At 73.2% G+C, this 23,939-nt stretch carries 23 protein-coding genes; 9 read left to right on the forward strand and 14 right to left on the reverse strand.

The features are described from left to right. Nucleotides 1-79: 79 nt before the first annotated feature. From DI005_RS39645 to DI005_RS06055, 7 genes are all read right to left on the reverse strand, one after another. A complete protein-coding gene (locus DI005_RS39645; RefSeq protein ID WP_369973558.1) occupies nucleotides 80-550 on the reverse strand; it encodes a MerR family transcriptional regulator in 471 nt (156 codons plus the stop codon). Between the two features lie 17 nt (nucleotides 551-567). After that, on the reverse strand, nucleotides 568-972 hold the full coding sequence (locus DI005_RS06030; RefSeq protein ID WP_112269164.1) for a DUF6292 family protein: 405 nt from the start codon (nucleotides 970-972) through the stop codon (nucleotides 568-570). A 172-nt stretch (nucleotides 973-1,144) separates the two neighbouring features. Next, a complete protein-coding gene (locus DI005_RS06035; RefSeq protein WP_113641489.1) occupies nucleotides 1,145-2,029 on the reverse strand; it encodes a TIGR03854 family LLM class F420-dependent oxidoreductase in 885 nt (294 codons plus the stop codon). 470 nt (nucleotides 2,030-2,499) lie between these two features. Further along, nucleotides 2,500-4,827 carry a molybdopterin oxidoreductase family protein gene (locus tag DI005_RS06040; protein ID WP_113641470.1) on the reverse strand — a complete coding sequence of 776 codons (2,328 nt, stop codon included), beginning with the start codon at nucleotides 4,825-4,827 and terminating at the stop codon, nucleotides 2,500-2,502. Between the two features lie 35 nt (nucleotides 4,828-4,862). Continuing rightward, entirely contained in the window at nucleotides 4,863-5,624 is a 762-nt protein-coding gene (locus DI005_RS06045; protein WP_112269170.1) for an SDR family NAD(P)-dependent oxidoreductase, read from the reverse strand. A gap of 27 nt (nucleotides 5,625-5,651) precedes the next feature. Then, nucleotides 5,652-6,437, reverse strand: a complete 786-nt coding sequence (locus DI005_RS06050) for an SRPBCC domain-containing protein (protein ID WP_113641471.1) — start codon at nucleotides 6,435-6,437, stop codon at nucleotides 5,652-5,654. Continuing rightward, complete coding sequence (locus DI005_RS06055; RefSeq protein ID WP_112269174.1) at nucleotides 6,434-7,027, reverse strand: helix-turn-helix domain-containing protein; 594 nt, start codon at nucleotides 7,025-7,027, stop codon at nucleotides 6,434-6,436. Before DI005_RS06055 ends, DI005_RS06050 begins: the two co-directional genes overlap by 4 nt. A 53-nt stretch (nucleotides 7,028-7,080) precedes the next feature. On the opposite strand from DI005_RS06055, the gene DI005_RS06060 reads away from it, so the two are divergent. Continuing rightward, nucleotides 7,081-7,677, forward strand: a complete 597-nt coding sequence (locus tag DI005_RS06060) for a TetR/AcrR family transcriptional regulator (protein ID WP_113641472.1) — start codon at nucleotides 7,081-7,083, stop codon at nucleotides 7,675-7,677. Between the two features lie 75 nt (nucleotides 7,678-7,752). Beyond that, nucleotides 7,753-9,228 carry an NAD(P)/FAD-dependent oxidoreductase gene (locus DI005_RS06065; RefSeq protein ID WP_113641473.1) on the forward strand — a complete coding sequence of 492 codons (1,476 nt, stop codon included), beginning with the start codon at nucleotides 7,753-7,755 and terminating at the stop codon, nucleotides 9,226-9,228. Between the two features lie 4 nt (nucleotides 9,229-9,232). Here the strand turns inward: DI005_RS06065 and DI005_RS06070 are convergent, their stop codons facing one another. Beyond that, a complete protein-coding gene (locus DI005_RS06070) occupies nucleotides 9,233-10,108 on the reverse strand; it encodes an MIP/aquaporin family protein (RefSeq protein WP_113641474.1) in 876 nt (291 codons plus the stop codon). Between the two features lie 131 nt (nucleotides 10,109-10,239). Between DI005_RS06070 and DI005_RS06075 the strand changes: the two genes are divergently transcribed. Genes DI005_RS06075 through DI005_RS06100 form a run of 6 tightly spaced genes read left to right on the forward strand, consistent with a single transcriptional unit; the run spans nucleotide 10,240 to nucleotide 15,625 of the window. Then, nucleotides 10,240-10,671 carry a diol dehydratase small subunit gene (locus DI005_RS06075; RefSeq protein WP_228713720.1) on the forward strand — a complete coding sequence of 144 codons (432 nt, stop codon included), beginning with the start codon at nucleotides 10,240-10,242 and terminating at the stop codon, nucleotides 10,669-10,671. 14 nt (nucleotides 10,672-10,685) lie between these two features. Then, a complete protein-coding gene (locus DI005_RS06080) occupies nucleotides 10,686-12,377 on the forward strand; it encodes a propanediol/glycerol family dehydratase large subunit (RefSeq protein ID WP_112269182.1) in 1,692 nt (563 codons plus the stop codon). An 11-nt stretch (nucleotides 12,378-12,388) separates the two neighbouring features. Further along, nucleotides 12,389-12,979, forward strand: a complete 591-nt coding sequence (locus DI005_RS06085) for a propanediol/glycerol family dehydratase medium subunit (RefSeq protein WP_112269184.1) — start codon at nucleotides 12,389-12,391, stop codon at nucleotides 12,977-12,979. Nucleotides 12,980-12,984: 5 nt separating this feature from the next. Continuing rightward, a complete protein-coding gene (locus DI005_RS06090; protein WP_113641475.1) occupies nucleotides 12,985-14,829 on the forward strand; it encodes a diol dehydratase reactivase subunit alpha in 1,845 nt (614 codons plus the stop codon). A 5-nt stretch (nucleotides 14,830-14,834) separates the two neighbouring features. Beyond that, nucleotides 14,835-15,188 (forward strand): glycerol dehydratase reactivase beta/small subunit family protein, encoded by a 354-nt coding sequence (locus DI005_RS06095; RefSeq protein ID WP_228713722.1) that lies wholly within the window; start codon nucleotides 14,835-14,837, stop codon nucleotides 15,186-15,188. A gap of 14 nt (nucleotides 15,189-15,202) precedes the next feature. After that, nucleotides 15,203-15,625: a heme-binding protein gene (locus tag DI005_RS06100; RefSeq protein WP_113641490.1), complete on the forward strand. Its 423-nt coding sequence runs from the start codon at nucleotides 15,203-15,205 to the stop codon at nucleotides 15,623-15,625. A 3-nt stretch (nucleotides 15,626-15,628) separates the two neighbouring features. Here DI005_RS06100 and DI005_RS06105 read toward each other — a convergent pair whose 3' ends face one another. After that, complete coding sequence (locus tag DI005_RS06105; RefSeq protein WP_112269190.1) at nucleotides 15,629-16,381, reverse strand: helix-turn-helix domain-containing protein; 753 nt, start codon at nucleotides 16,379-16,381, stop codon at nucleotides 15,629-15,631. A gap of 37 nt (nucleotides 16,382-16,418) precedes the next feature. Between DI005_RS06105 and DI005_RS06110 the strand changes: the two genes are divergently transcribed. Continuing rightward, the gene (locus tag DI005_RS06110; RefSeq protein WP_112269192.1) at nucleotides 16,419-16,784 is read left to right on the forward strand and encodes a DUF4345 family protein; all 366 of its coding nucleotides are present in this window, start codon (nucleotides 16,419-16,421) and stop codon (nucleotides 16,782-16,784) included. Between the two features lie 5 nt (nucleotides 16,785-16,789). Here DI005_RS06110 and DI005_RS06115 read toward each other — a convergent pair whose 3' ends face one another. The 5 genes from DI005_RS06115 to DI005_RS06135 are packed head-to-tail and all read right to left on the reverse strand — an operon-like array spanning nucleotide 16,790 to nucleotide 23,937. Next, nucleotides 16,790-17,947 carry a VWA domain-containing protein gene (locus DI005_RS06115; RefSeq protein ID WP_113641476.1) on the reverse strand — a complete coding sequence of 386 codons (1,158 nt, stop codon included), beginning with the start codon at nucleotides 17,945-17,947 and terminating at the stop codon, nucleotides 16,790-16,792. Next, nucleotides 17,944-20,139 carry a DUF5682 family protein gene (locus DI005_RS06120; protein WP_233520005.1) on the reverse strand — a complete coding sequence of 732 codons (2,196 nt, stop codon included), beginning with the start codon at nucleotides 20,137-20,139 and terminating at the stop codon, nucleotides 17,944-17,946. The genes DI005_RS06115 and DI005_RS06120 overlap by 4 nt, the downstream gene beginning before the upstream one ends. Further along, on the reverse strand, nucleotides 20,136-21,224 hold the full coding sequence (locus DI005_RS06125; protein WP_112269196.1) for an AAA family ATPase: 1,089 nt from the start codon (nucleotides 21,222-21,224) through the stop codon (nucleotides 20,136-20,138). Before DI005_RS06125 ends, DI005_RS06120 begins: the two co-directional genes overlap by 4 nt. Continuing rightward, complete coding sequence (locus DI005_RS06130) at nucleotides 21,221-22,630, reverse strand: DUF5691 domain-containing protein (protein WP_113641477.1); 1,410 nt, start codon at nucleotides 22,628-22,630, stop codon at nucleotides 21,221-21,223. The genes DI005_RS06125 and DI005_RS06130 overlap by 4 nt, the downstream gene beginning before the upstream one ends. Then, nucleotides 22,627-23,937, reverse strand: coding sequence for an SWIM zinc finger family protein (locus tag DI005_RS06135; RefSeq protein WP_233520006.1), 1,311 nt, complete (start codon nucleotides 23,935-23,937; stop codon nucleotides 22,627-22,629). Before DI005_RS06135 ends, DI005_RS06130 begins: the two co-directional genes overlap by 4 nt. Between the last annotated feature and the right edge of the window lie 2 nt (nucleotides 23,938-23,939).

Genomic DNA, 23,939 nt, shown 5'->3' on the forward strand with positions numbered 1-23,939 from the left:
CGCGCTCATCGAGGTTCTGCACATCCTGCTCGTGGTGCTGGAAGCGAACGCCGCCAACGGCTTCGCCACCTTCGTCAGGTCACTCGCCGAACCGCTGGCGCTGTTCTTCCCCGGCCTGTTCCCGATCGACGAGCCGAGGCTCGCCGTGCTCGTCAACTACGGTTTGGCGGCGGTGTTCTGGCTCGTCGTCACGGGTCTGCTCGCCAGGGTGCTCGGCCGCACCCGCTGAGCTGCGGCCGTCACGCGCGCGTGACAGCTGCCCTCGGAGCTCGCCGATCTCCCGGTAAGCGCGGGCCAGCTCGCGCTCCAGGTCCAGGATCCGGTGCGCCGCCGCGAGGTTGTGGCCCTCGTCGAACAGCTCGCGGAGCCTGCCCGCCTGGCCGAGCTGGTGCCGGGAGTAACGGCGGTGGCCACCCCGGGAACGCTCGGGCGACAGCACGCCCGCGTTGTCGAGGCTGCGCAGAAAGGGCTGCTCCACACCGAGGATGTCCGCGGCCTGGCCGGTGGTGTAGGTGGGGCGGTGCTCGTCGTCGAGGTGGTGCAGGTCCATCGGTGACCAGCTCGTCCCTAGGCGTAGGCGGCCAGCCGCCGCGGCAGGTCGTCTGCGCTGCCCGCGGACCGGAACCGGGGCGGCTCGGGGTGCCGGTTCAGCGTGCCCTCGAGCATGCCGGCCGCGAAGCGCGCGACGGTGCGTGGCGGGGGCAGCACGCCGGAGTCGAGATAGGACAGAACGAGAAGGTCGTCACAGCATCGCGCCTCGACGGCGAGCGCCCAGCCGTTCTCCTCGTCCCAGGTGAGCGCCACGTCGAGCGCGGGGAACGAGCTGAGTCTGCCTTCGAGCGCGAGATAGGCGTTGACCGGTGGCTCCAGCTGGACACACGAGGAGTCGCCGCTGAGCCCCATGGCTTCACGGACGAGTTGGACGTAGTGGCGCAGCCCGCGCGCCGACGCTCCATGCTGTTCGAGTTCCATGTGACGTCTCACCGCAGCAGCATCGATGGGGAGGGGGCCGCCGACTGCTTGACGTAATTCGGATCCTACGTGGCAAAAAAAGAACCGCAAGTGGTCATTCCAGTGACGAATGATCGCGCTGGGCGTCCATAGTGGATCACCCAGCGCGGAGGGATTTCGCAGCGGTTACGCGTCAGTTCTGCAGGGGCAGCAGCTCGGTGGTGAACTCGTCGACGAACCGCGCCAGGTCGGTGCCGGGGGAGCCGGGGCGGATGACGAACTTCGTGAGCCCGGCGTCGAGGTACCGCTCGACGAGGCCGCGTGCGTGGGGCCAGCCGGTGGCGACCAGGTCGGCCGGGTCGGCGTCCGGGCGGCGCCGCGTCGCGGCCGTCAGCAGGGAGTCCGGTACGCCGTCGGTCGCGACCGCGAGCGTGATCCCGTAGTGGTCGGCTTCGATCTCCCGTCCCGCCTCCGCGGCCGCGGTCTCGATGGCCTCGCGCCCTCGCCGGGTGTCCTCCGGCGTGAGGAAGCTGGCGAGCCAGCCGTCGGCGAGCCTGCCGACCCGCCGCAGCGCTGCGGGCGCCGCACCGCCGAGCCACAGGTCGAGGGGCTTCGCCGGCCGGGCGCCGATGCCGAGCCCGTCGAGGCGGAAGAACTCGCCGTGGAAGGTCACCTCGTCCTCGGTCAGCAGCAGTCGCACCACCCGCAGCGTCTCGTCGAACACGGCGGCCCTGCGCCCCTCCGGCACGGGGAACGCCGCCGCCTCGTGTGCTCTCGCGGGGCGCAGCCCGAACACCGGCAGCACCCTGGCCGGGGCCAGCCCGGCCAGCGAGGCCAGTTGCTTGGCGACCCGAACCGGATGCCTGCCGGGCAGCACGGCCACCCCGGTGCCGACCTTGAGCCGCTCGGTCCTGGCGAGCGCGTGGGCCATGCCGATGAACGGGTCGACCTGGTGGGACGACACCACCTCGGACAGCCACACCGAGTCGATGCCACGCCGTTCGAGGTCGTCGATGGCGGCCGCGAACTCCGCCGGTCCGGTCTGCTGCCCGAGGCCGATGCCGATGCGAATCTTCATGCCCTTCACCAAACCAACCGGCCGGTCCGGTGTCCATGGCGTCGTCAGCTGGTGAGGATCTGCGGGGAGAGCACCTTGAGCATCGAGTAGGTGCGGGTCGCGCCGCCGTCCGGCGGCGGCCAGTTCGGTGACGGTTCCTCGGACCAGCGCGCGCGAGGTCGCGCGCGACGTGGTGCGCCCAGGCCGCGTCTGACAATCCCGTTGCCGGCTGCGCGGGGCCAGCGCGGCGGTCGGTTCGTGCGGGGCACCCGCGCCCGGGGCATGCGTTGGCGGAAGGCCCGAGTACGGTCCGCCTGCGAGGGCCTTCCCCGCGTGGCGAGGCACCACGCTGATCCCCGCTCGCACGGCAGAGGATTGTCAGACACTGCCTGGTGCTCGGCGGCGTGCCGGTCGGCGAGCACCCGCAGTGCGGTGGCGAGCGCGAGCTCGGACCGGTAACAGCTGCCGGAGCACCGGCCGCAGCGTCATGGTCACTCCCTCGCCGGATCCGGCCGCACGGCCGCCGAGCCGGACTTGAACAGCGGTTGCTTGGAGGCCGGGTCCCATTCGGTGACGGTGAGCTCGTTGGCGGCCCGGTCGTGCTCGCCATCGGAGGTGTCCCAGTAGCCGTAGTGGAACGGCACGAACAGCACGCCGTCGCGGACGCCGCCGACGCGCGCCCGCGCGCGGATCCGGCCCCGGCGCGAGCTGACCACGGTCGGCGTGCCGTCGGCGATGCCGTGCGCGGCGGCGTCGGCGGGCGAGATCTCCACCCACACCTCGGGTTCGGCGTCCCGCAGCTCGGGGGTGCGGCCGGTCTTGGTCCTGGTGTGGAAGTGCACGAGTGTGCGGCCGGTGATGAGGTAGAACGGGAACTCGGCGTCCGGTGTCTCGTGGGCCGGCAGGTACTCGGCGGCCTTGATCATCGCCTTGCCGTCAGGGTTGAGCGCCGCGTAGTCGGTCCGCTCCAGCGGCGCGCCCGTGACGAGGTCCTTGCCGTAGTCCTCGCAGTAGTCGGGGGCGGCGAAGAACCGGCCGTCCGCGTAGAGCCGCTCCGTGCCGTCGGGGTGCTCCTCGTCGCACGGCCATTGGACGCCGCCGAGCTTGCGAAGCCTGTCGTAGCTGAGCGCGGAGTAGTCGCACGGCCGTCCCTCACTCGCACGCTGCCACGCCGCGAACGCGGACTCGGCGTCGTGCCACGGCGGGAACGGTGCGCCGTCGTTGTCGCGGAAGTCCATGCGGCGGGCGTAGTCGAGGAAGATGCCGAGGTCGGCGACCGCGTCGCCGGGCGGGTCCACGGCCTGCTCGGACAGGTGCACGGTGCGGTCGGCGTTGGTGAACGTGCCCGTCTTCTCGCCCCACGTCGCCGCGGGCAGCACGACGTCGGCGAACTCGGCCGTCTCGGTGCGGAAGATGTCCTGCACCACCACGAAGAGCCGCCGCTGCCGCAGGATCTCCCGCACGCGCCGCAGCTCGGGCAGCGAGACCGCCGGGTTGGTGCCGCTGATCCACAGCAGCCGGACAGAGCCCTGCTCGGCGTAGCGCAGCAGCTGCATCAGGTGGGTCGGCGGGCCGTCGTGCGGGATCCGCTCCTCCGGCACGTTCCAGATGCGGGCCAGGTCGCGGACGTGCGCGTCGTTGGCCCAGTTGCGGAAGCCGGTGAGGTCGCCGTTCGCGCCGCACTCCCGGGTGTTCTGGGCCGTCGGCTGCCCGTTCATCTGCAGCACGCCCGCACCGGGCCTGCCCAGCATGCCGCGCACGAGGTGCACGTTGTTCACCTGGACGGCGGCGGCGCTGGCCTGGTGTGACTGGTAGAAACCCTGCAGCACGGTGGACAGCAGCCGTTCGGCGCCGCCGAGCAGCGCCGCGGCCTCCCGGAGGTCGCGCTCGGAGACGCCGCAGATCCGGGCCACCCGCTCCGGAGGGTACTCTCGCACCCGTTCGGCCAGCTCGGCGTAGCCGACGGTGTGCTCGCGCACGTAGTCGTGGTCGACCCAGTCGTGTTCGACGAGCTCGTGCAGCAGCCCGTTCATGAGGGCGACGTTGGTGCCCGGCAGCGGAGCCAGGTGCAGGGTCGCCTCGCGGGCGACCGGCGTGCGCCGGGGGTCGACGCACAGGATCGCGGGCGGGTCGGCGCCCGCCATGCGGTCGAGCATCCGCTGCCACAGCACCCCTTGCGTCTCGGCGACGTTGTGCCCGTACAGGGCGAGGACGTCCGCGTGGTCGACGTCGGTGTAGGAGCCCGGCTGGCCGTCGCAGCCGAAGGACTCCTTGAGCGCCTCAGCGGCCGTCGCGGTGCACAGCCGCGTGTTGCCGTCGAGGTGGTTGGTGCCGATGCCGCCCCTGGCGATGGCGGTGAGGGTGTAGTACTCCTCGAGGAACAGCTGCCCCGTCGTGTAGAAGCCGATCGAACCGGGACCGCTTGCGGCGAGCAACTCCTTGCTGCGCTCGACGATCCTGCCCATCGCGGTGTCCCAATCGGACTCGACGAGCCGGTCGCCGTCGCGCACCAGCGGCCTCGTGAGCCGGTCGGCCGCGTGGTTCGCCTGCCACGCGTAGAGGTCCTTCGGGTCGAGCCTGCCCCGGTTGACGCGGTCGTCCTCCCGGCCGCGCACGCCGGCGATCCGGCCGTCCTTGACCGCGATGTCCAGCGCGTCGCCGTTGGAGTGCAGCAGGGATGCCGAGCGCACCCAACGGTCGACCGACTCAGGGACGACACCGTCCGCGAGCGCGGCGTCCACCCGCGTGGGCCACGGTTCCCCCTGGCCGTACGGAGTGCGCGCGCCCCATGGATCGCTGATCGCGTCCCTCGTCGGCATGCGCGACGGCTACCCCGTGCGGGCGCAGGGAAACCTCAGTCGGACACGGCTCCGCACGTGATGTTGAGCGACGCCGACGTCATCGACGAGGCGAGGTCGGAGGCGGCGAACGCGGCCACGTTGCCGACCTCGGCGAACGTGGCGGCCCGCTTCAGCATCGTCTTGCCCACGATCATGTCGACGATCGCGTCGCGGCCCTCGAAGTCCTCCGGCAGCGTCTCGGTGATGCCGCCGGTGTGCAGGGTCAGCACGCGGATGCCGTACTCGCCGAGCTCCGCGGCCAGCTGGCGGCGCAGGATGTCGAGCGAGCCGAGCGCGACCTGGAAGCCGCCGATGTAGTAGTCGCGGATGGGCTCACGGCCCCCGTCGCCGCCGAAGGTGAGGATCACGCCGGAGCGCTGCCGGATCATGTGCCGCGCCGCGGCCCTGGTGGTGAGGAACGTCGAGCGGGTGGCATTCCGGATGGGGCGGTCGAAGTCCTCCAGTGACATCTCCACCAGCGGCGTGCCGTGCACGTCCTCGTACCCGATGACGTTGAGCGACACGTCGATGCTGCCCGCCGTCGCGGCGACGGCGTCAGCGTGTGCGTCGACCGCGTCCTCGTCCAGCGCGTCGAGCACGGCGGTCTCGGCCCGGCCGCCGCTCGCGCGGATGCGTTCGGCGACCTCGTCGAGCGTCTTGCGGGTGCGCCCGGCCAGGTGGACGGTGGCGCCTTCGCGGGCGAAGGCCGTGGCGACGGCACCGCCGACCGCTCCGGCGCCGCCGTAGATGATCGCGTTCTTGCTCCTCAGCAGCATGGTGCACTCCTTTGCCGGTTGCGACGGTCAGCGGAACGTGAGCCAGTCCCGCCAGCGGGGCAGTTCACGCCGGGCGACGGAGTCGGCGCCGGGGCCGTAGACCCGGCCGGTGACGTTCACCGAGAGCCGCACGCCGTCCATGGGGAAGCTGGAGATCGCGAACAGCGCCGGGGCCGGTGCCGTGCCGCGCAGCAGCAGGAAGTAGGGGCCGAGGTGCTCGACCGTGCCCGTGAGTGCCGGGGCGCCCTCGGGGGTGCGGAACTCGTCGCCCTCGGCGAGGCCGGTGAGGCCGAGCGAGTCCTTGAGCTCCGTGGTGACCTCCACGCGTGCCGTGCTCGGCGCGCCGGCCGGCACGCTGAGGTCGAGGCGAGCGGAGGGCAGGCCCGCGAAGTGGGTGACGTAGGCGCGCAGCAGCCGCAGAGACATCAGCCAGCCGGCACCGGCCTCCTCGGCGAGGTGGTCCCATCCTTCGCCGTCGGCGTGGATGCCACTGACGACGCGCACCACGCACGTGCCCCGCTCGCGTGCCTCGACGAGGAACTCGGTGGCGATCGTGGGCGAGGGGGCCTGGCCGCGCTCCTCGTAGGCGAGCCGGTGCGGCGGCTCCCACGCGGTGACCACGGCTGAGGCATCGGGCGCGAACGGTCCCCGGTGCAGCCGTACCGTCCCGCCCTCGCCGGGTTCGATGTCGGCGGGGAAGAACCAGGCCGCGACGCCCGACTCCGTGGCGATCGCCCGCCACACCTCTGCCGGGTCGGCGGCGATCTCCACTTCGGACTCGCTGACGTGTGCGTCGCGCTCGTCGGCGGTCATGCCGGTTCCTCGGGTGCGGCGACGGGCCGTGGATGCAGGGCGAGCATGAGCCGCTGCCACCGGCCGTCGGGCGCCTGCTCGTCGTGGTATTTCTGGGCGAGCCGGGTGATGGCCGTGGTGAGCTCGTCGGCGAAGGCCGCGCGGTCGGCGGGGGTCGCGAACCGGATCTCGGTGTCCAGCCCGTACACCGGCAGCCGTTTGTTCTGCCCCGAGGCCCGGCGGGCCAGCGTGCCCACGTCCCGGACGACCCGGGCGGCGAGCGAGATGAGGTAGGCGGCCGAGAGCCGGTTGTCCTCCCGCGCCGGGTCGCGCCTGCCGAGCGGCTCGGGCGCCACGATGTAGCCCGCGGCCGTGGCCACCAGCAGCCGTTCGGTGAGCCCGCCCCACGTCCGCGTGCCGGCCACCTCCACCAGGCCGTGTGTCTCCAGCTGGCGGAGGTGGTAGTTGACCTTCTGGCGCGTCAGCCCCACGCGTGTCGCGAGGGTCGCGGCGGAGGCAGGCTCGTGCAGCTCGGCGAGCAGCCGGGCGCGCACGGGATCCAGTGCCACCACGGCGGCGGCCGGGTCGGCGATCACCTCGATGTCCTGCACAGCCCAAGGGAACCTCTTGACAAACGAATTTGTCAAGGGGTTACGATCGCCCGATGGAGACGGCTGAGCTGGGACTACGGGAACGGAAGAAGGTGGCCACCCGGCGGGCGCTGCACGAGGCCGCCGTGCGGCTGGCGATGGAGGAGGGCCTCGACAAGCTCACCGTCGAGGCGATCGCCGACGCCGCCACCGTCTCGCGCCGCACCTTCTCCAACTACTTCGCCTCCAAGGAGGACGCGCTGCTCTACGGCGACCGCGAACGGGTGGCCGCGCTGCTCCGCGCGGTGCGGGCCCGGCCGAGATCCGAGCCGCCGTGGACGGCGCTCACCGCCGCCACGCGCGAGCGTCTCGCCGAGCCCGGCGGCTTCGGCCCGGAGTGGGTGGCGAGGGCCCGGTTCATCCGCTCGCACGACTCGCTGCTGGCCCAGCAGATCGCCGTGTTCGCCTCGTTCGAACGCGACCTCGTCGCCGAGCTCCTGAGCCGAATGCCGCCCGGCGAACGCCCCGGCACGCGGGCCCGGCTCATGGCCGCCTGCTACCTGGCCTCGCTGCGTGTGGCGATGGAGTCCTGGCTGGACCGGCCCGAGGGTTCGTCGGCCGCCGAGGTGGCCGGCGAGGTGCTCGGCCAGGCGGGTGCCGGCTTCGCGTGAGGGCGCATCCGGCCGCCTGCGGCTGGTAGCGTCGTCGCAAGGTGTTGTCACGCCGCCAAGGACGGGGGGAAGGCCATGCCGGTCGAACACGTCGACGTGCTCATCGTCGGTGCCGGGCTCTCCGGGGTGGGGGCCGCCTGCCAGGTGAAGCAGAAGTGCCCTGGAACGACGTTCGCCGTGCTGGAGGCCAGGGACGCCATCGGCGGCACGTGGGATCTCTTCCGCTATCCCGGCATCCGGTCCGATTCGGACATGTTCACGCTCGGCTACCGCTTCCGGCCGTGGACGCAGGCCAAGGCCATCGCCGACGGCCCTTCGATCCGCGCCTACATCCGCGAGACCGCGGCGGAGCATCGCATCGGCGAGCACATCCGGTTCGGACATCGCGTCGTCAGCGCCGCCTGGGACAGCGACCGGGCACGGTGGACGGTCGAGGCCGAGCGCACCGGCACCGGCGAGACCGTGCGGCTGACGTGCGGGTTCCTGTTCACCTGCTCCGGTTACTACCGCTACGACGAGGGGTACACACCGGACTTCCCCGGCCGGGACGCCTTCGCCGGCCCGGTCGTGCACCCCCAGCACTGGCCCGAGGACCTCGACTACGCGGGCAAGCGCGTGGTGGTGATCGGCAGCGGCGCCACGGCGGTGACGCTCGTGCCCGCCATGGCGGGCGAGGCCGCGCACGTGACCATGCTCCAGCGCTCGCCGAGCTACGTGCTCGCCATGCCTGAGCGCGACCCGCTGGCCGAACTCCTGCGGCGCGTGCTCCCGCCCCGGCTGACGTATCCGGTGGTGCGCTGGAAGAACACCCTCGTGATGGCGGCGCTGTTCCAGCTCAGCCGCAGGCGGCCCGGGCTGGTGAAGCGAATCGTGTTCGGTGCGCTGAAGCGCAGCCTGCCGGAGGGCTACGACATCGACCGGCACTTCCGGCCCCGCTACGAGCCGTGGGACCAGCGCATGTGCTTCGTGCCGAACGGTGACCTGTTCAAAGTGCTGCGCGAGGGCAGCGCCTCGGTGGTCACCGACACGATCGAGACCTTCACCGAGCACGGCGTCCGGCTCGGATCCGGTGAGGAACTGCCCGCCGACGTGATCGTCACCGCCACCGGGCTCAACCTGCTGCCCGTCGGCGGCATCGCGCTCACGGTGGACGGCGCGCCGGTCGAGCTCGCGGACACCGTGGCGTACAAGGGGATGATGCTCAGCGGGGTGCCGAACTTCGCGCTCACGATCGGCTACACCAACGCGTCCTGGACGCTCAAGGCCGACCTCGTCGCCGGGTACGTGTGCCGGCTGGTCAACCACATGCGGGAGCACGGCTACCAGCAGTGCACGCCGACGGCGCCCGGAGCCGGTGCGCCGCTGGAGCCGCTGATCGACCTCAAGGCCGGGTACGTGCTGCGTGGGGTGGACTCCATGCCGAAGCAGGGGCCCGCCGCGCCGTGGCGGCTGTACCAGAACTACCCGAGAGACGTCCTGCTGCTGCGGCACGGCCCCCTCGACGACGAGGGCATGCGCTTCTCCCGGGCCGCCACGGCCGCGGCGGGCTGAGGGCTCAGCTGACGAACCGCTCCTCGGCGACCTGCCGGGCGTGGAGCACGTCGCCGATGAAGAAGTCGTACAGCAGCGCGCCGAGCACGGCACCGATCAGCGGCCCGACGATCGGCACCCACAGGTAGCCGTTCATCGCCGTGTCGCCCCAGCCCGCGAGGAACGTGAACAGCCTCGGCCCGAAGTCGCGGGCCGGATTGATCGCGTAACCCGCGTTCGCGCCGAAGGAGAGGCCGATGGCGGCCACCGTGAACCCGATCAGTAGCGGGCCCATCTTCGGCGACACCGCCTTGTTGCGCGCGTCGATCAGGGCGAGCACCACCACCAGCAGCACGCCGGTGCCGACCACCTGGTCGAGCAGCGGCCCGAACCAGCCGGAGAAGTAGGGGGCCGGGGCGGTCGCGAAGATCGAGAACGTCGCCTCCGCCTCGCCCCGAGGGGTCCTCGCCGCTGCCTCGAACGCGCGGATGGCCGGGTGGTAGACGGCGTACACCAGCGCGGCGCCCGCGAACGCGCCCACGACCTGCGCGGCGCAGTAGGACGGCACCTTGCGCCACGGGAACCGGCGGCGCACCGCCATCGCGAGCGTCACCGCCGGGTTCAGGTGAGCACCGCTCACGCCGCCGGCCACATACACCGCGAACGCGACGGCGAACGCCCAGCCCCACACGATGAGCAGCCAGTCGCCCGTGCCCTGGAAGAACGTGGTCGCATCGGCGGTCCGCCCGGAACCGGGAAGGCCCACCACGGCCATCGCGACGCTGCCGGTGCCGAGCGCGATGAGCAGGAACGTTCCGAAGAACTCGGCGAGCAGGTCGCCGTAGCCGCCGGTGAGGCGGTTCAGCCTGCGCGCGTCGCGCAGGGGCACCACATCGGTCACTGGTCCTCCTCGACAACAGGTGACGGGTGTGGAACAGACGATGAGCGCGCCGGGGTTGCACCGACGTTGCCACCGAGGAGTCGGGCCCAGTGCAACGTCCGTGCAACGTGACGCCGCTTACGGTGCCCGGCGTGACTACTCCGAGCCAGGTGGACCTCGACCCGGGCCGGGACTACCCGCTCGCGGCGCGGCGCCCCGAACTGCTGAAGACCCCGACCGGCAAGCGGATCGACGAGCTCACCATGGAGGCCGTGCTGGCCGGCGAGGTGGCTCCCGAGGACCTGCGGATCGCCCCGGAGACCCTGCGGCTGCAGGCCCGGATCGCCGAGCAGTCGGGCCGCCCGCAGCTCGCGCAGAACTTCCGCCGCGCGGCGGAGCTGACCGCGCTGCCCGACGAACTGGTGCTCTCGATCTACAACTCGCTGCGGCCGAGGGCGTCCACCAAGCAGCAGCTGACCGACATCGCCGACGAGCTGGAGTCGGCGTACTCGGCGACGCTGTGCGCCGCGCTGGTCCGCGAGGCCGCCGACGTCTACGAGCGCCGGAACATCCTGGCGAGCTGAAAGGGCCCGACACCATGACAACGAGCGCACGGCGATCGAAGCGGACCGAGGCCCTCGAACAGCGGCCGGTCAACCTCGACGGGTTCGTGGAGGAGTGGCCCGAGGTCGGCATGGTCGCGATGGACAGCCCCTACGACCCGGAGCCGGGCGTCCGGGTGGAGAACGGCGTGATCGTCGAGCTGGACGGCAAGCCGAGGGCCGAGTTCGACTTCCTGGACCAGTTCATCGCCGACCACGCGATCGACGTCGAGGCCACCGAGCAGGCGATGGCGATCCCGGCGGTGGATATCGCGCACCTGCTCATCGACCCCCGCGCCACCCGGAAGGACGTGCTCGCGGTGTCGCGAGGGCTCACCCCGGCCAAGCTGCTCGAGGTCGTCAAGACCATGAACGTGGTCGAGATGATGATGGCGCTGCAGAAGATGCGCGCGCGGCGGACCCCGGCCAACCAGGCGCACGCGACCAGCGCGCGGGACAATCCGGTGCAGGTCGCGGCCGACGCCGCGGAGGCGTCGCTGCGCGGGTTCCGCGAGCTGGAGACCACGCTCGGCGTCGTGCGGTACGCGCCGCTGGTGGCGATCGCGCTGCAGGTCGGCGCGCAGGCGGGCACGCCGGGCGTGCTGACCCAGTGCGCACTGGAGGAGGCCACCGAGCTGGAGCTGGGCATGCGCGGCATCACCGCGTACGCCGAGACGATCTCGGTGTACGGCACCGAGCCGGTGTTCTGCGACGGCGACGACACCCCGTGGTCCAAGGCGTTCCTCGCCTCGGCATACGCCTCGCGCGGCATCAAGATGCGGTTCACCTCGGGCACCGGCTCCGAGGTGCAGATGGGCAACGCCGAGGGCAAGTCCATGCTGTACCTGGAGATCCGCTGCATCCTGGTGACCAAGGGCGCCGGGGTGCAGGGCCTGCAGAACGGGTCGATCAGCTGCATCGGCGTGCCCGGCGCGGTACCCGCGGGGATCCGCGCGGTGCTCGCGGAGAACCTCATCGCCAGCATGGTCGACCTGGAGTGCGCGTCCGGCAACGACCAGTCGTTCTCGCACTCCGACATGCGCCGGGTCGCCCGGCTGCTGCCGCAGCTGCTGCCGGGAACCGACTTCGTCTGCTCGGGCTACTCCTCGACGCCCAACTACGACAACATGTTCGCCGGATCCAATGTGGACGCCGAGGACTACGACGACTGGAACGTCCTCCAGCGTGATCTCCAGGTCGACGGCGGGCTGCGGCACGTCCCCGAGGCGGAGCTCCTCGCCGTGCGCAACCGGGCAGCCCGCGCGCTGCAGGGCGTGTTCGCCCACCTGGGCCTGCCGCCGATCACCGACAAGGAGATCGAGGCGGTGACCTACGCGCACGGCAGCAAGGACCTCCCGCCGAGGGACGTGCTGGAGGACCTCAAGGCGGCCCAGTCGGTGATGGACCGCGGTGTCACCGGGCTCGACATCGTCAAGGGCCTCGACGCGGCCGGGTTCACCGACATGGCCCACAGCCTGCTGGCCGTGCTGCGCCAGCGCGTGTCGGGCGACCTGCTGCACACCTCCGCGATCCTGACGCCCGAGCTGGAGACGCTCTCGGCGGTCAACGACACCAACGACTACGCCGGGCCCGGCACCGGCTACCGGCCGAGCGGCGCGCGGTGGGAAGAGATGAAGCGGCTGCGGCACGTGGTCAGTGCCCAGAACCCCGAGCAGGAAGTCGGCTGAGGAGGAGCGACATGGCGGACACCGGCGTGAGCACACGGCGGACGCTCCGGCTCGACGAGCGGGGCACGGCGGGACCGGGCGGCAGGAGCGACGAGGTGGTGATCGGCCTCTCGCCCGCGTTCGGCGACTTCTTCACCAAGACCATCGTGGACATCCCGCACGCCGAGGTGCTGCGCGAGCTGCTCGCCGGCATCGAGGAGCAGGGCGTGCACGCGCGCGTGATCCGGTTTCGCGGCGGTTCCGACCTCGCGGTGATCGCGCACGCTGCGGCGAAGCTGTCCGGCTCGGGCATCGCGGTGGGCGTGCTCTCCCGCGGCACGACGATGATCCACCAGAAGGACCTGGTGCGGCTTTCCAACCTGGAGTTGTTCCCGCAGGCGCCGCTGATGGACCTGGACGCCTTCCGCAAGGTCGGCCGCAACGCCGCCCGCTACGCCAAGGGCGAGTCGCCGGAGCCGGTGCCCGCCCGCAACGACTTCATGGCGCGCCCGCGCTGGCAGGCCAAGGCGGCGCTGCTGCACATCAAGGAGACCGAGTTCGTCGTGCCGGGCGCGGACCCGGTGGAGCTGGACGTGCGGTTCCAGCTGGCCGACGCGGGCTGACCGGCATGGCGCTGGTGGCAGGCGTCGACATCGGCAACTCGACCACGGAGGCCTGTGTCGCCGAGGTCGGGCCGGACGGGGCCGTGGAGTACCTGTCCGGCGCGCTCGCCCCGACCTCGGGCGTCAAGGGCACGGCCGACAACGTCGAGGGCGTGGTCGCCGTGGTGCGCCGGGCGCTCGAACGGGCCCGGCGAGGCAGGCACGAGCTCGACGCGGTACTCGTCAACGAGGCGACGCCGGTGATCAGCGGGCTCGCGATGGAGACGATCACCGAGACCATCGTCACCGAGTCCACCATGATCGGCCACAACCCGGACACGCCGGGTGGGGCCGGCCTCGGCGTCGGCACCACGGTGGCGTTCGGCGCGCTCGCCGAGTGCGAGCCGGGGGAGCCGGTGATCTGCGTGGTGGGCGAGGGCATCGACTTCGAGGACGCCGCGGACGGCATCAACGCCGCCGTGGAGCGCGGGGTCGAGGTGATGGGTGCGATCGTGCACGCCGACGACGCCACGCTCATCGCCAACCGGCTGCGCGAGCCGGTGCCGGTGGTCGACGAGGTGACGCTCGTGGAGAAGGTCCCCCTCGGGATGCCCGCCGCGGTGGAGGTCGCCGAGCCGGGCCGCACGATCCGCACCCTGTCCAACTCCTACGGCATCGCCACGGTCTTCGACCTCGACGCGGAGCAGACCCGCATGGTCGCTCCGGTGGCGCGGGCCCTGGTCGGCAACCGCTCCGCGGTGGTGGTCCGCACGCCCGAGGGCGACGTCACCGGCCGCCGCATCCCCGCCGGGGCGCTGACCCTCTCCGGCGAGCGTGGGAAGCGGTCCGTGGAGGTCGACGCCGGAGCCGACGAGATCATGGCGACGCTGCGCGGCGTCCGGCCGCTGACCGACGCCTCGGGCGAGCCCGGCAGCCACGTCGGCGGGATGCTCGCCAGGGTCCGCGACACGATGTCGGAGCTGACCGGCACGAGGGCCGACGCGGTGCGCATCCAGGACGTGCTCGCCGTGGACACGTTCGTGCCGCAGCGCGTCACCGGCGCGCTCGCCGGGGAGTTCGCGCTGGAGAACGCGGTGGGGCTGGCCGCGATGGTGCGCACCAGCCGCGGCCCCATGCGCCTGCTGGCCGCGAAACTGCGCGAGGCGCTGGGCGTCGACGTGCTCATCGGCGGCGTCGAGGCCGACATGGCCGTGCTCGGCGCGCTCACCACGCCGGGCACCGGCAAGCCGGTGGCGATCCTCGACCTCGGCGGCGGGTCGACCGACGCCGCGGTGGCCACGGACGACGGGGTGGTGCGCTCGGTGCACCTGGCCGGCGCGGGCGACCTCGTGACCAAGCTGATCGACTCCGAGCTCGGGCTCGACAACCGGGAGCTGGCCGAGGACATCAAGAAGTTCCCGCTCGCCAAGGCGGAGAGCTTCTTCCACGTGCGGATGGAGGACGGCACCGCCCGTTTCTTCACCGACCCGCTGCCCGCCGACACCTTCGCGCGTGTGGTCGTGCTCTCCGACACCGGCATGCGGCCAGTGCCGACCCGGCACAGCCTCGACCGGATCCGGCAGGTCCGCCGCGCCGCCAAGCACAAGGTGTTCGTGGTCAACGCGCTGCGCGCGCTCGAGCAGGTGGCGCCAGGTGGAAACCTGCGCCAGCTCGGCTTCGTCGTGGTGCTCGGTGGGTCCGCGCTCGACTTCGAGATCCCCGACCTGATCGCCGAGGCCGTCGCCGGTTTCGGCATCGTGTGCGGCACCGGCAACGTCCGCGGCAGCGAGGGGCCGCGCAACGCCGTCGCCACCGGGCTGGTGGCCGCGCACGCGCTGACTGCCGAACTCGGCGTCGCGGTGGGAAGCTGATGGCCGTGGACGACCGTAGAGCGGCGAGGACCGTCCGTGAGCCGCCGTCGGTGGTGGTGCGCTGCGCCGGGCACGCGGCGCGGGTGCTGCGCGACCTGCGGGCCGGGCTCGAGGAGGAGGGCGTGCCGGTGCGCGTGGAGCACGGGCCGCCCGGCGACGCCGTCACGCTCGCGTTCGGTGCCGCGCAGGCGTCCTCGCTCGACGTCGGGATCGGCGTCGGAGCCGGGGGAGAGGTGTGCGTGCACCACGCGAAGCGGCCCCCGGACTCGCCCGCGCTGACGGGTACGGCGCACCAGGCCCGCCTGTTCGGGCACAACGCCGCCCGGCTCGTCATCGGGATTCCCGTCAAAACACGTTGAAGGAGGACGACATCGTGGCCCCACGACTCGCACTGGCCGACGCTCAGCAGGTGCTCGACGCGGCACTGGCGAAGGCGGAGGAGATCGGGCAACCCATGAACGTCGCGGTGGTGGACGACGGCGGGCATCTGCTCGCCTTCGGCCGCCAGGACGGCGCGATCCTGGCCAGCGTGGACATCGCGATCCGGAAGGCGCGCACCGCCGCGCTGCTCAAGATGACCACCGCCGACGTCGGCGCGGCGGCCGCGCCGGGAGCGCCGCTCTACGGCATCGAGGTGACCAACGGCGGCCTGGTGATCTTCGGCGGCGGCATCCCGCTCGTGCGCAGGCGTGACGTCGTCGGCGCGATCGGCGTCAGCGCGGGCAGCGTCGAGCAGGACACGACGGTCGCCGAGGCGGGCGCGGAGGCGCTGCCGAAACGCGCCGGCCGCCGCTGACGCTCACCCAGGGCGGATCTCCACCCCCGTGCCGAGCAGGGTGGACGGTGCGAGCCCGAACATCGCCCGGAAGCTGTCGCTGAAATGGGACGGGCTGGCGAAGCCGGCGCCCGCCGAGGCCGCCGTGAGGTCGTGGCCCTCGGCGATCAGCGTGCCCGCCAGCAGCATCCGGGCCCACAGCCGGTAACGGCGCACGCTGGTCCCCGTGCAGGCGCGGAACAGGTGCAGGAACCGGGACACCGACAGCCCGGCCGCGGCGGCCAGCTCCGCCGCCGACGACGCCGGGTGCTCACGCAGCCGCGTCGTGGCGACGGCGATCCGCTCGTCCGGCATCGGCTCCGGCCGTGGACAGGCGAGGTCGAGCCAGCGCTCCGCGGCGGCGTCGTCGGGGCCCGAGGCGAGCGCTGCCTCGTCGGCGTGGTGGTGGGCGAGGTCGCCGTCCCGGTGCCGCATCCGCGCGCGGCACGCCCGTTCCCGAGCCGACGCGGGATCGAGATAGCAGAACACCATGCGTTCGCCGTGGGCGACGAGCCGGTGCGGCAGGCGGGGACCGATGAGCGCGCTGCGCACCTCGCGCTCGCCGTGCCGGGCGGTACGGATCGTGAACGGCGCATCGGCCCCCACCGCGAGGCACGACACCGAGCCGCTGTGCGTGTCCAGCCGCAGCGACGGTCCCGCATAGAGCGCGGTGCCGGGCCACAGCCACAGCCGCGCGCAGCACGTTTCCGGAAGCGCCCGTGCCCGGGTGCGCGTCATCCTGGCCTCCCGTCCCACCGGATGAGCAGGAGCGTACGTGGACACCATCGTGATCGTCGCCGCCGGCGTGTTCTTCTTCGGCATGGGGGTGTACGCGCTCGCGGCCCCCGCCGCACTGGTGCGCCCGTTCGGGCTCACGGCGACGGCTCCGGAGAGCCGCTCGGAGGTCAGGGCCGTCTACGGCGGTTTCGGGCTCGCGATCGCGACGCTGCTCGGCTTGAGCGCGGCCGGGCTCGGCGGCCTGCGGCCCGGTGCGGTGCTGGCCGTGGCCGCCGCGCTCGCCGGCATGGCGCTCGGCCGGGTCGTGTCGCGCGTGGTCGACGCGCCCACCGCGTTCTACCCGGTCTGGTTCTACTGCGTCGTGGAGACGGTCGCGGCGGCCGCGTTGTTCGCGGTGGCGTGAGGCGGTCAGGTCTCGTCGGCGGGCGCGGCGAGCGGGATGTCGTTGGCGCCCGCCCACCCGGCGAGGTCGTCGCGCTGGATCGCTGCCGCGAGCAGGTCCGGGAACTTCCCGGGAGTGCAGGCGAACGTCGGAACGCCCAGCGCGGCCAGCGCGGCGGCGTTGTCGTGGTCGTAGGCGGGCGCGCCGTCGTCGCTGAGCGCGAGCAGGCACACCACCTGCATCTCACTGGCGACCATGGCCTGCGCGCGGCGCAGCATCTCGTCGTTGTCACCGCCCTCGTAGAGGTCGCTGATCAGCACGAAGATGGTGTCCCTCGGGTTGGCGACCCGCGACTGGCAGTAGGCGAGCGCGGCGTTGATGTCGGTGCCGCCGCCCAGCTGCACCCCGAACAGCAGCTCGACCGGGTCCGATACCGCGTCGGTGAGGTCGGCGATCTCCGTGTCGAAGGCGATCACCTGCGTGCGCAGGGAGCGGATCGAGGCGAGCACCGCGCCGAACACGCCCGCGTACACCACCGACGCCGCCATGGAGCCGCTCTGGTCGAGGCACAGCACCACCTCCCGGCTCACCTGCAGGAGCCTGCGGCCGTAGCCGAGGAGCCGCTCGGGCACCACGGTCCGGTGCGCGGGCTGGTAGTGCTTGAGGTTCGCGAGGATCGTGCGGTTCCAGTCGATGTCGCCCGCCCTCGGCCTGCTCGTGCGCCCTGCCCGGTGCAGCGCGCCGGTCACGGCCTGGCGCGTGGGCTGCGCGAGCTTGCGCTCCAGCTCGTCGACCACCTGCCGCACCACGGCGCGCGCGGTCTCCCGCGACCGCTCCGGAATGGCCTGGTTGAGGCTCAGCAGGGTGCCCACGAGGTGCACGTCGGGCTGCACCGACTCCAGCAGCTCCGGTTCCAGCAGCAGCTGCCGCAGCCCCAGCCGGTCCATCGCGTCGCGCTGCATCACCTGCACCACCGACGCCGGGAAGTAGCCGCGGATGTCCCCGAGCCAGCGCGCGACCCTCGGCGACGACCCGCCGAGCCCACCGCCGCGTTTCTCCTTGCCGTACAACGCCTCCAGTGTGCCGTCGCGCTTGCGGTCCACACCGGACAGCTCCTCGCCGGTGCCGTCGGCGTCGCCACCGCCGAGGATCAGCCGCCAGCGGCGGAGCCGGTCGTCGCTCATCGGTCGCTCCCCAGCAGGTCGAGGATCTTCGGCACGACACGGGCGGCGCGATCGGTGTCGACGTCGGCGGCGCCGGGCACGGGTGCGGTGCCGCCGCGGCCGAGGCGCGCGACCTGCTCGCCGATCCCGCGCCGCTCGGCGGCCGTGAACGCCGAGAACGTGCGCCGCAGCAACGGCAGCAGGTGGTCGAACACGTCGCCGTCGACGCTCGTCGTCCACCGGTCGACCACCGCGAGCAGCTCCGGTTCGTGGATCAGCAGGGCCGCCTCGCCGGACAGGAACCCGTCGAGCCACGCCGCGGCGCGGACCGCGTCGGCGCCGGGGGACAGGCGAAGCGACAGGCGGCGGCCCGCCTCGTCCACGTCGATCAGCGTGGCGTCCAGCAGCAGGCGCGTGGCCCGGCCCGCCACGAGCCCGTGCACGCCCTCCTGCTCGGCGACCGCCGCGAGCGCCCGGTGCCATTCCGTCCGCAGCTCGTCCTGGTCGAGCAGGGCGATCCCGCGCTGGACGCCGTCAACGAGGTCGCGCAGCGTGGCGGCGGCATCGTCGTCCAGCGCGGCGCACGCGGCCGGCAGGCCGACCGTCACGCGCGTGACGACGCCGGACAGCACCCGTTGCACCAGCTCGGTGTCGGCGCGCCGCACGTTGCCGTAACGGCGGACCCTCGCCATCGGCTCCACCGCCGCCATGAGCCGCGTTGTGTCGTGCTGACGCGCCGCTCGCTCGTCGAGCGCCGCGAGCACGGTCGCCAGCGCGTCTCCCAGGTCGGCGACGAGCGTGGTCTCCACCAGCTCCGCGAGTGCGGCGACGTCGGCGTCGGCCGCACGCTGGGTGACCACCGCCGACGCCGCGGAGACGATCGTGGAGCCGTGCCCGCTGGCCTCGATCAGCGCGACGTCCAGCTCGGGCCGCCAGCGCAGGGTCCACGACTCCCGGAACGTGCCGCGGGTGCGCCCGGTGTCGGCGGGCTCGCCCCACGGCACGTCCAGCAGCAGGAGCCGGTGCAGCAGCTTGCTGCGCTCCAGATGGGACGGCGTGCGCAGGTCCAGGTCGAGCGTCTGCTCGGCCGCGCTCTGCTTGAGCCGCAGGCGTTTCCGCGTCGCGGCGAGGTCGCGGGCCAGCGGCACCATGGGCGTGTCGCCGGGCACGTGGCCGAGGACGTCGCCGACGAGCAGCTCGCGGGCCACGAGCCGCATCGGCACCGGGGAGCCGCCGCTGAGCACCGCCTGCGCCGACTCCATCACCTCGGCCAGCCCCGGCAGCGGCCTGCCGCGCAGCCCGGCGAGGGCGTGCGCGAGCCGCACCGCCTCGATCACCGAGGAGGGCGAGGTGTCGTACTGCTCCCGGCGCAGGAGCCCGGCCACGCGCACGAGCCACCGCCCGACGACCTCGTCGGGCGCGGTGAACAGGTGGTGGTACCAGCCTGGAGAGGTCACACCCGCGCCGTAGCCGCTGGTCCTCGCGAGCCTGCCCGAGGTCCACGGCACCCACGTCGCCGCGACCTTCACCGAGCGCAGGCCCTTGAGCAGGCGCGTGTCCGACGCCTGCGTGGGGAAGTCGCCGGGCACCAGGACCGGCGCGTGCCAGGCGCCACACACCACGGCGATCGGGCCCGGCTCGGTGCGCAACGCGGCGCGCAGCACCCGCCGCATCGCGGCCTCCCTGCGCAGGGTCGGGATACCGATCTCCCTGCCCTCGCGCAGGGTGCGCATGGCGTCCAGCACCGCGGCGAACACGTCGAGCCCGTGGTAGCGCAGCTCGATGGCGTCCTCCCACCACCGTTCCGCGTCGTCGTGGCCCGCGGCCTCGGCGAGGGCCGCGAGCGGGTCGAAGCGCGCCTCATCGTCCTCGCTTTCGCCGAGGGCGAAGGCGTTGGCGGCGGGCAGGTCGAGGAAGCGGGCGGGTCTGCCGTGCCCGGCCGCCCAGCGCAGCGCGACCCACTCGGGCGAGAACGCCGCCATCGGGTAGAACGCCGAGGACGCCGGGTCGGCGACGGCGTAGACGAGCCCCGCGACGGGTGGCTCCATCTCCGCCGACGCGGCGAGCGGCGCCACCGAGTCCAGCTCCGGCGGCCCCTCGATGAGCACGAGCGCGGGGGAGAGCTCGTCGAGCGCGGCCCGCACGGCGCGCGCCGAGCCGGGCCCGTGATGCCGGATGCCCAGCACGTGCACCCGGCCGCCTTCGGTGTTCACACCAGCTCGCGGCACGCCCGGTACAGGTCGGACCACGGCTTGCGCTCCCGCACCACCGCCTCCAGGTACTCCTGCCAGACGAGCCGGTCGGCCACCGGGTCCTTCACCACCGCGCCGTGCAGGCCCGCGGCGATGTCGGAGGCACGCACCACACCGTCGCCGAAGTGCGCGGCGAGCGCGATACCGCTCGTCATCACCGAGATCGCCTCGGCGGTGCTGAGCGTGCCCGACGGGGACTTGATCTTCGTGCGGCCGTCGGCGGTGACGCCGTCGCGCAGCTCGCGGAACACCGTGACCACCCTGCGGATCTCGTCCACCGCCTCCAGCTCCGCGGGCAGTCGCAGTGTCTCGCCGAGCTGGCTCACCCGCAGCCGCACGATCTCCACCTCGGAGTCGGCGTCTTCCGGCAGCGGGAGCACGACGACGTTGAACCGCCGCTTGAGCGCGGCCGACAGCTCGTTGACGCCGCGGTCGCGGTCGTTGGCGGTGGCGATCACGTTGAACCCGGCGAGCGCCTGCACCTCGTCGTCCAGTTCCGGGATCGGCAGCGCCTTCTCGCTGAGCACCGTGATCAGCGCGTCCTGCACGTCCGAGGGAATGCGGGTGAGCTCCTCGACACGGGCGATGCCGCCGCTCTCCATCGCGCGCAGCACCGGACTGGCCACCATGGCGCCGCGCGACGGGCCCTCGGCCAGCAGCCGCGCGTAGTTCCAGCCGTAGCGGATCGCCTCCTCCGCCGTGCCGCTGGTGCCCTGCACGAGCTGGGTGGAGTCGCCCGAGATCGCGGCCGCGAGGTGCTCGGACAGCCAGGTCTTCGCCGTGCCGGGCACGCCGAGCAGCAGCAGCGCCCGGTCGGTGGCCAGCGTCGCGATGGCGACCTCGACCAGTCTGCGGGAGCCGAGGTACTTGGGCGTGATCGGTGTGCCGTCGGGCGTCTCGCCGCCGAGCACGTAGGTGGCCACGGCCCACGGGGAGAGCCGCCAGTTGGGCGGGCGCGGCCGCCCGTCGGACCTGGCGAGCGCGGCCAGCTCCTCGGCGTGCTGCACCTCTGCGTGCGCGCGCAGGATGGAGGGCACGTCGGTCATGTGAACTCCTGCTGGATCGTGCGGCGGATGGTCAGCGCGTGGGCGAGGCCGCGCAGCATACGGCGTCGTGCCCGCTTGTCGTGGGAGGTCTCGGCGAGCCAGCCCTCGACCTTCGGCAGCGCGGCCGGGTCGAGCCGCTCGGTGAGCGCGCCGTAGGCCGCGGTCAGCACCCGGTCGGTCCGCACGTCCCGCAGGCGCTCGACCACGTCGGCGGAGAACGAGGCGGGCCACGGGCCGGGGCACGCGGCGAGCAGGCCGGCGTAGCGCGCGTCGACGGTGGGTCGCACGGCCACGATCGGCGTGGCCAGCTCAGGGGGCAGCGCCGCGAGCAGCTCAGGGCTGGGGTTCGCCTCGGCGAGCGCGGCGAGCCACGCGGTGTCGCGCTGCCGCAGGGCCGCCTTGGTCCACCCCGCGACCAGCTCCTCGGGCGCGCCCCGGAGGTCGGGCAGCGGGGGCAGCGGAGCCGAGCCGGCCAGCTGGACGAGCCACGACGCACGCGGGCCGTGGCCAGGCTCGCGCTGGTCGGTGATGCCGTCCCTGCGGGCGGCCGCGTCGAGTTCCGTGGGCAGCTCCACCGTGCCGTCTCCCCGGGTCAGCGTGCGGATCCGCTCGGCCATCCTGGCCGCGCGGCGGGAACGGGGCAGCCGGTCGAGCAGGGCCGCCGCGGCCGCGCGCACGGTCGCCGCGCGATCGTCCAATGCCGACTCCAGGAACTCTTCGTCCGAATCGGACAGTCCCGTGCCGAGCGCGTCGAGCAGCGCGGCCCGCGTGGCGGCCTGCTCGCTGGCCCACGTCCGCTCCACCAGTTCGCGGGCGAACGCGGGATCGGTGCGGCGCAAGGCGGTCAGCAGCGCGAGCCGGTCGGCCTTCGTCGCCGTGGCGAACCGCTCGGCGACATCGGCGCCGACGTCCGTGGCCGTGGCCCATGCCCACCGCCGGTTGCGCTCCGCGAGCCACGCGCCCCTCGGGCCCGCGGCGGCGCGCACGTCGTCACGCAGGCCCTGGTCGAGCGTGGCGAGCTGCAGCAGCGGCACCAGCAGCCGCACGGGCGGGCGTCGCCCCGCGGCCACACACGCGCGCAGCCATTGCCCGGCGAGCATCTCGTTCCCACCGTCCACGCGCACGCCCCGGTCGAGCAGCAGCTCCAGCAGCTGGGCCGCGGTCGCCGAGCACTCCGGCCGCTGGTCGGGCTCCGCGGGCGCGGGCGGCTCGCCCCGCCACGTCGGCGGCAGCCAGCCGGCCTTCCGGTAGGTGGCGAGCACGGCGGCCGACGCCAGCACCCCCGCCTCGGCCGCCTCGACGGCGAGCGAGCCGGGCTCGACCACCCCCGCGAGCACGTCGCCGGGCACCGCCCGCCGTCCCGTGCCGACGAGCGCCGCGCCGAGCAGCGCGTCCCAGTCGCTCACACCGACACCAGCCTGCCGTCGCTGACGACGCTGCACGGGTGAACGTGCTCGTCGATCCACTCGCCGAACAGGTCCACCGGGTGCCCGCCGGACAGCGCGAGCAGCGGCCACACATCCGTGCCCTCCGCGACCGGCAGCGCGTGGCCCTCGCGGTCGACGAGCACCGTGCGCTCGCCGCCGGCGGGGACGACGGTGACGGCGTGCAGCGCCAGCGGGATGCGATCGAGCCACGGGTTCCCGGCCAGCCAGGTCGCGGCGCGGTCGAGCGCGGCGGGCACGCTGTCGGCCACCGGCAGGCCCTCGCCGGTGGTCACCGTCTGCTCCCCGGCGAGCAGGGCGCGCCTCGGCTCGGCGCCGGGGTAGAGGGCCAGCTCGCCGTCGAGCACCGACCCGAGCACGTCGGGCACCCGCAGCGACCCGCCCGCCGCGGCGAAGTCGAGCAGCACCACCGTCTGCCCGGTGCGCTCGCCGTAGAGCCAGGTCCGCTGGGAGAGCAGGCGCTCGTCCTCGTCCTGGCGCAGCCCGAGCACCCACCACCGGTCACGCACACGCTCACCGGCGAGGATCTCCTCGGAGCGGCGGGGCCAGCCGAGCAGCGCGCGCAGGTCGCCCAGCTCGGCAGGGGAGAGCGACGCGCGCCGCCGCCACGCGCGCACCGCGAGGTACCAGCGCCCGAGCTGGGCCAGCAGGTGCGCGGCCCAGTCCGGCCTCGCGTGCACGGCGCCGCCCAGCGCGCGGACTCGCTCCGCGAGGCCCGGCACCTGCGCGTCCACGAGTCGCGCGGCCGCGGTCTCCCAGAAGTCAGGAGGCTGCGTGCGCGCCCCGGCCAGCCCCTGGCGCACCAGGTCGAACAGCCAGCGCTCGAACTCGTCCAGCCCGGCGCTCATCAGGCTCTCGCGCTCCGCCTGCCGTTTCGCCGCGGCCTCGGGGTCACCGGCCGGCTCGGCGCGGCCCGCCATCCGGGCCGCGCGCTCCGCCCGTTCGTGCGCCCAGTCCGCCGCGAACGGAGACGCCTCGTCGAGGTCGGCGACTGTGCCGTCGTTGGCCGCCCACAGCAGCAACAGTGCGAGCCCGTGCTTGCAGGGGAACTTGCGGCTGGGGCACGTGCACCGGAACGCGGGCTCGTGCAAATCCACCGTCACCTGGTACGGCTCGCGGGCGCTGCCCTGGCACTTGCCCCACACCAGCGACTCCGTGCTGCCGAGCGCCGACCACGTGCCCGGCCTCGCGAGTGAGCGGGCAGCGCGCGCCGACGCGCCGTCGGGGGCGAGCCGGAGCACCCGGTCCACCGTCCACCGCGAGCCCACGC

Origin of the sequence: Prauserella sp. PE36 (assembly GCF_003311655.1) — a bacterium.
Taxonomy (GTDB): domain Bacteria; phylum Actinomycetota; class Actinomycetes; order Mycobacteriales; family Pseudonocardiaceae; genus Prauserella_A; species Prauserella_A endophytica.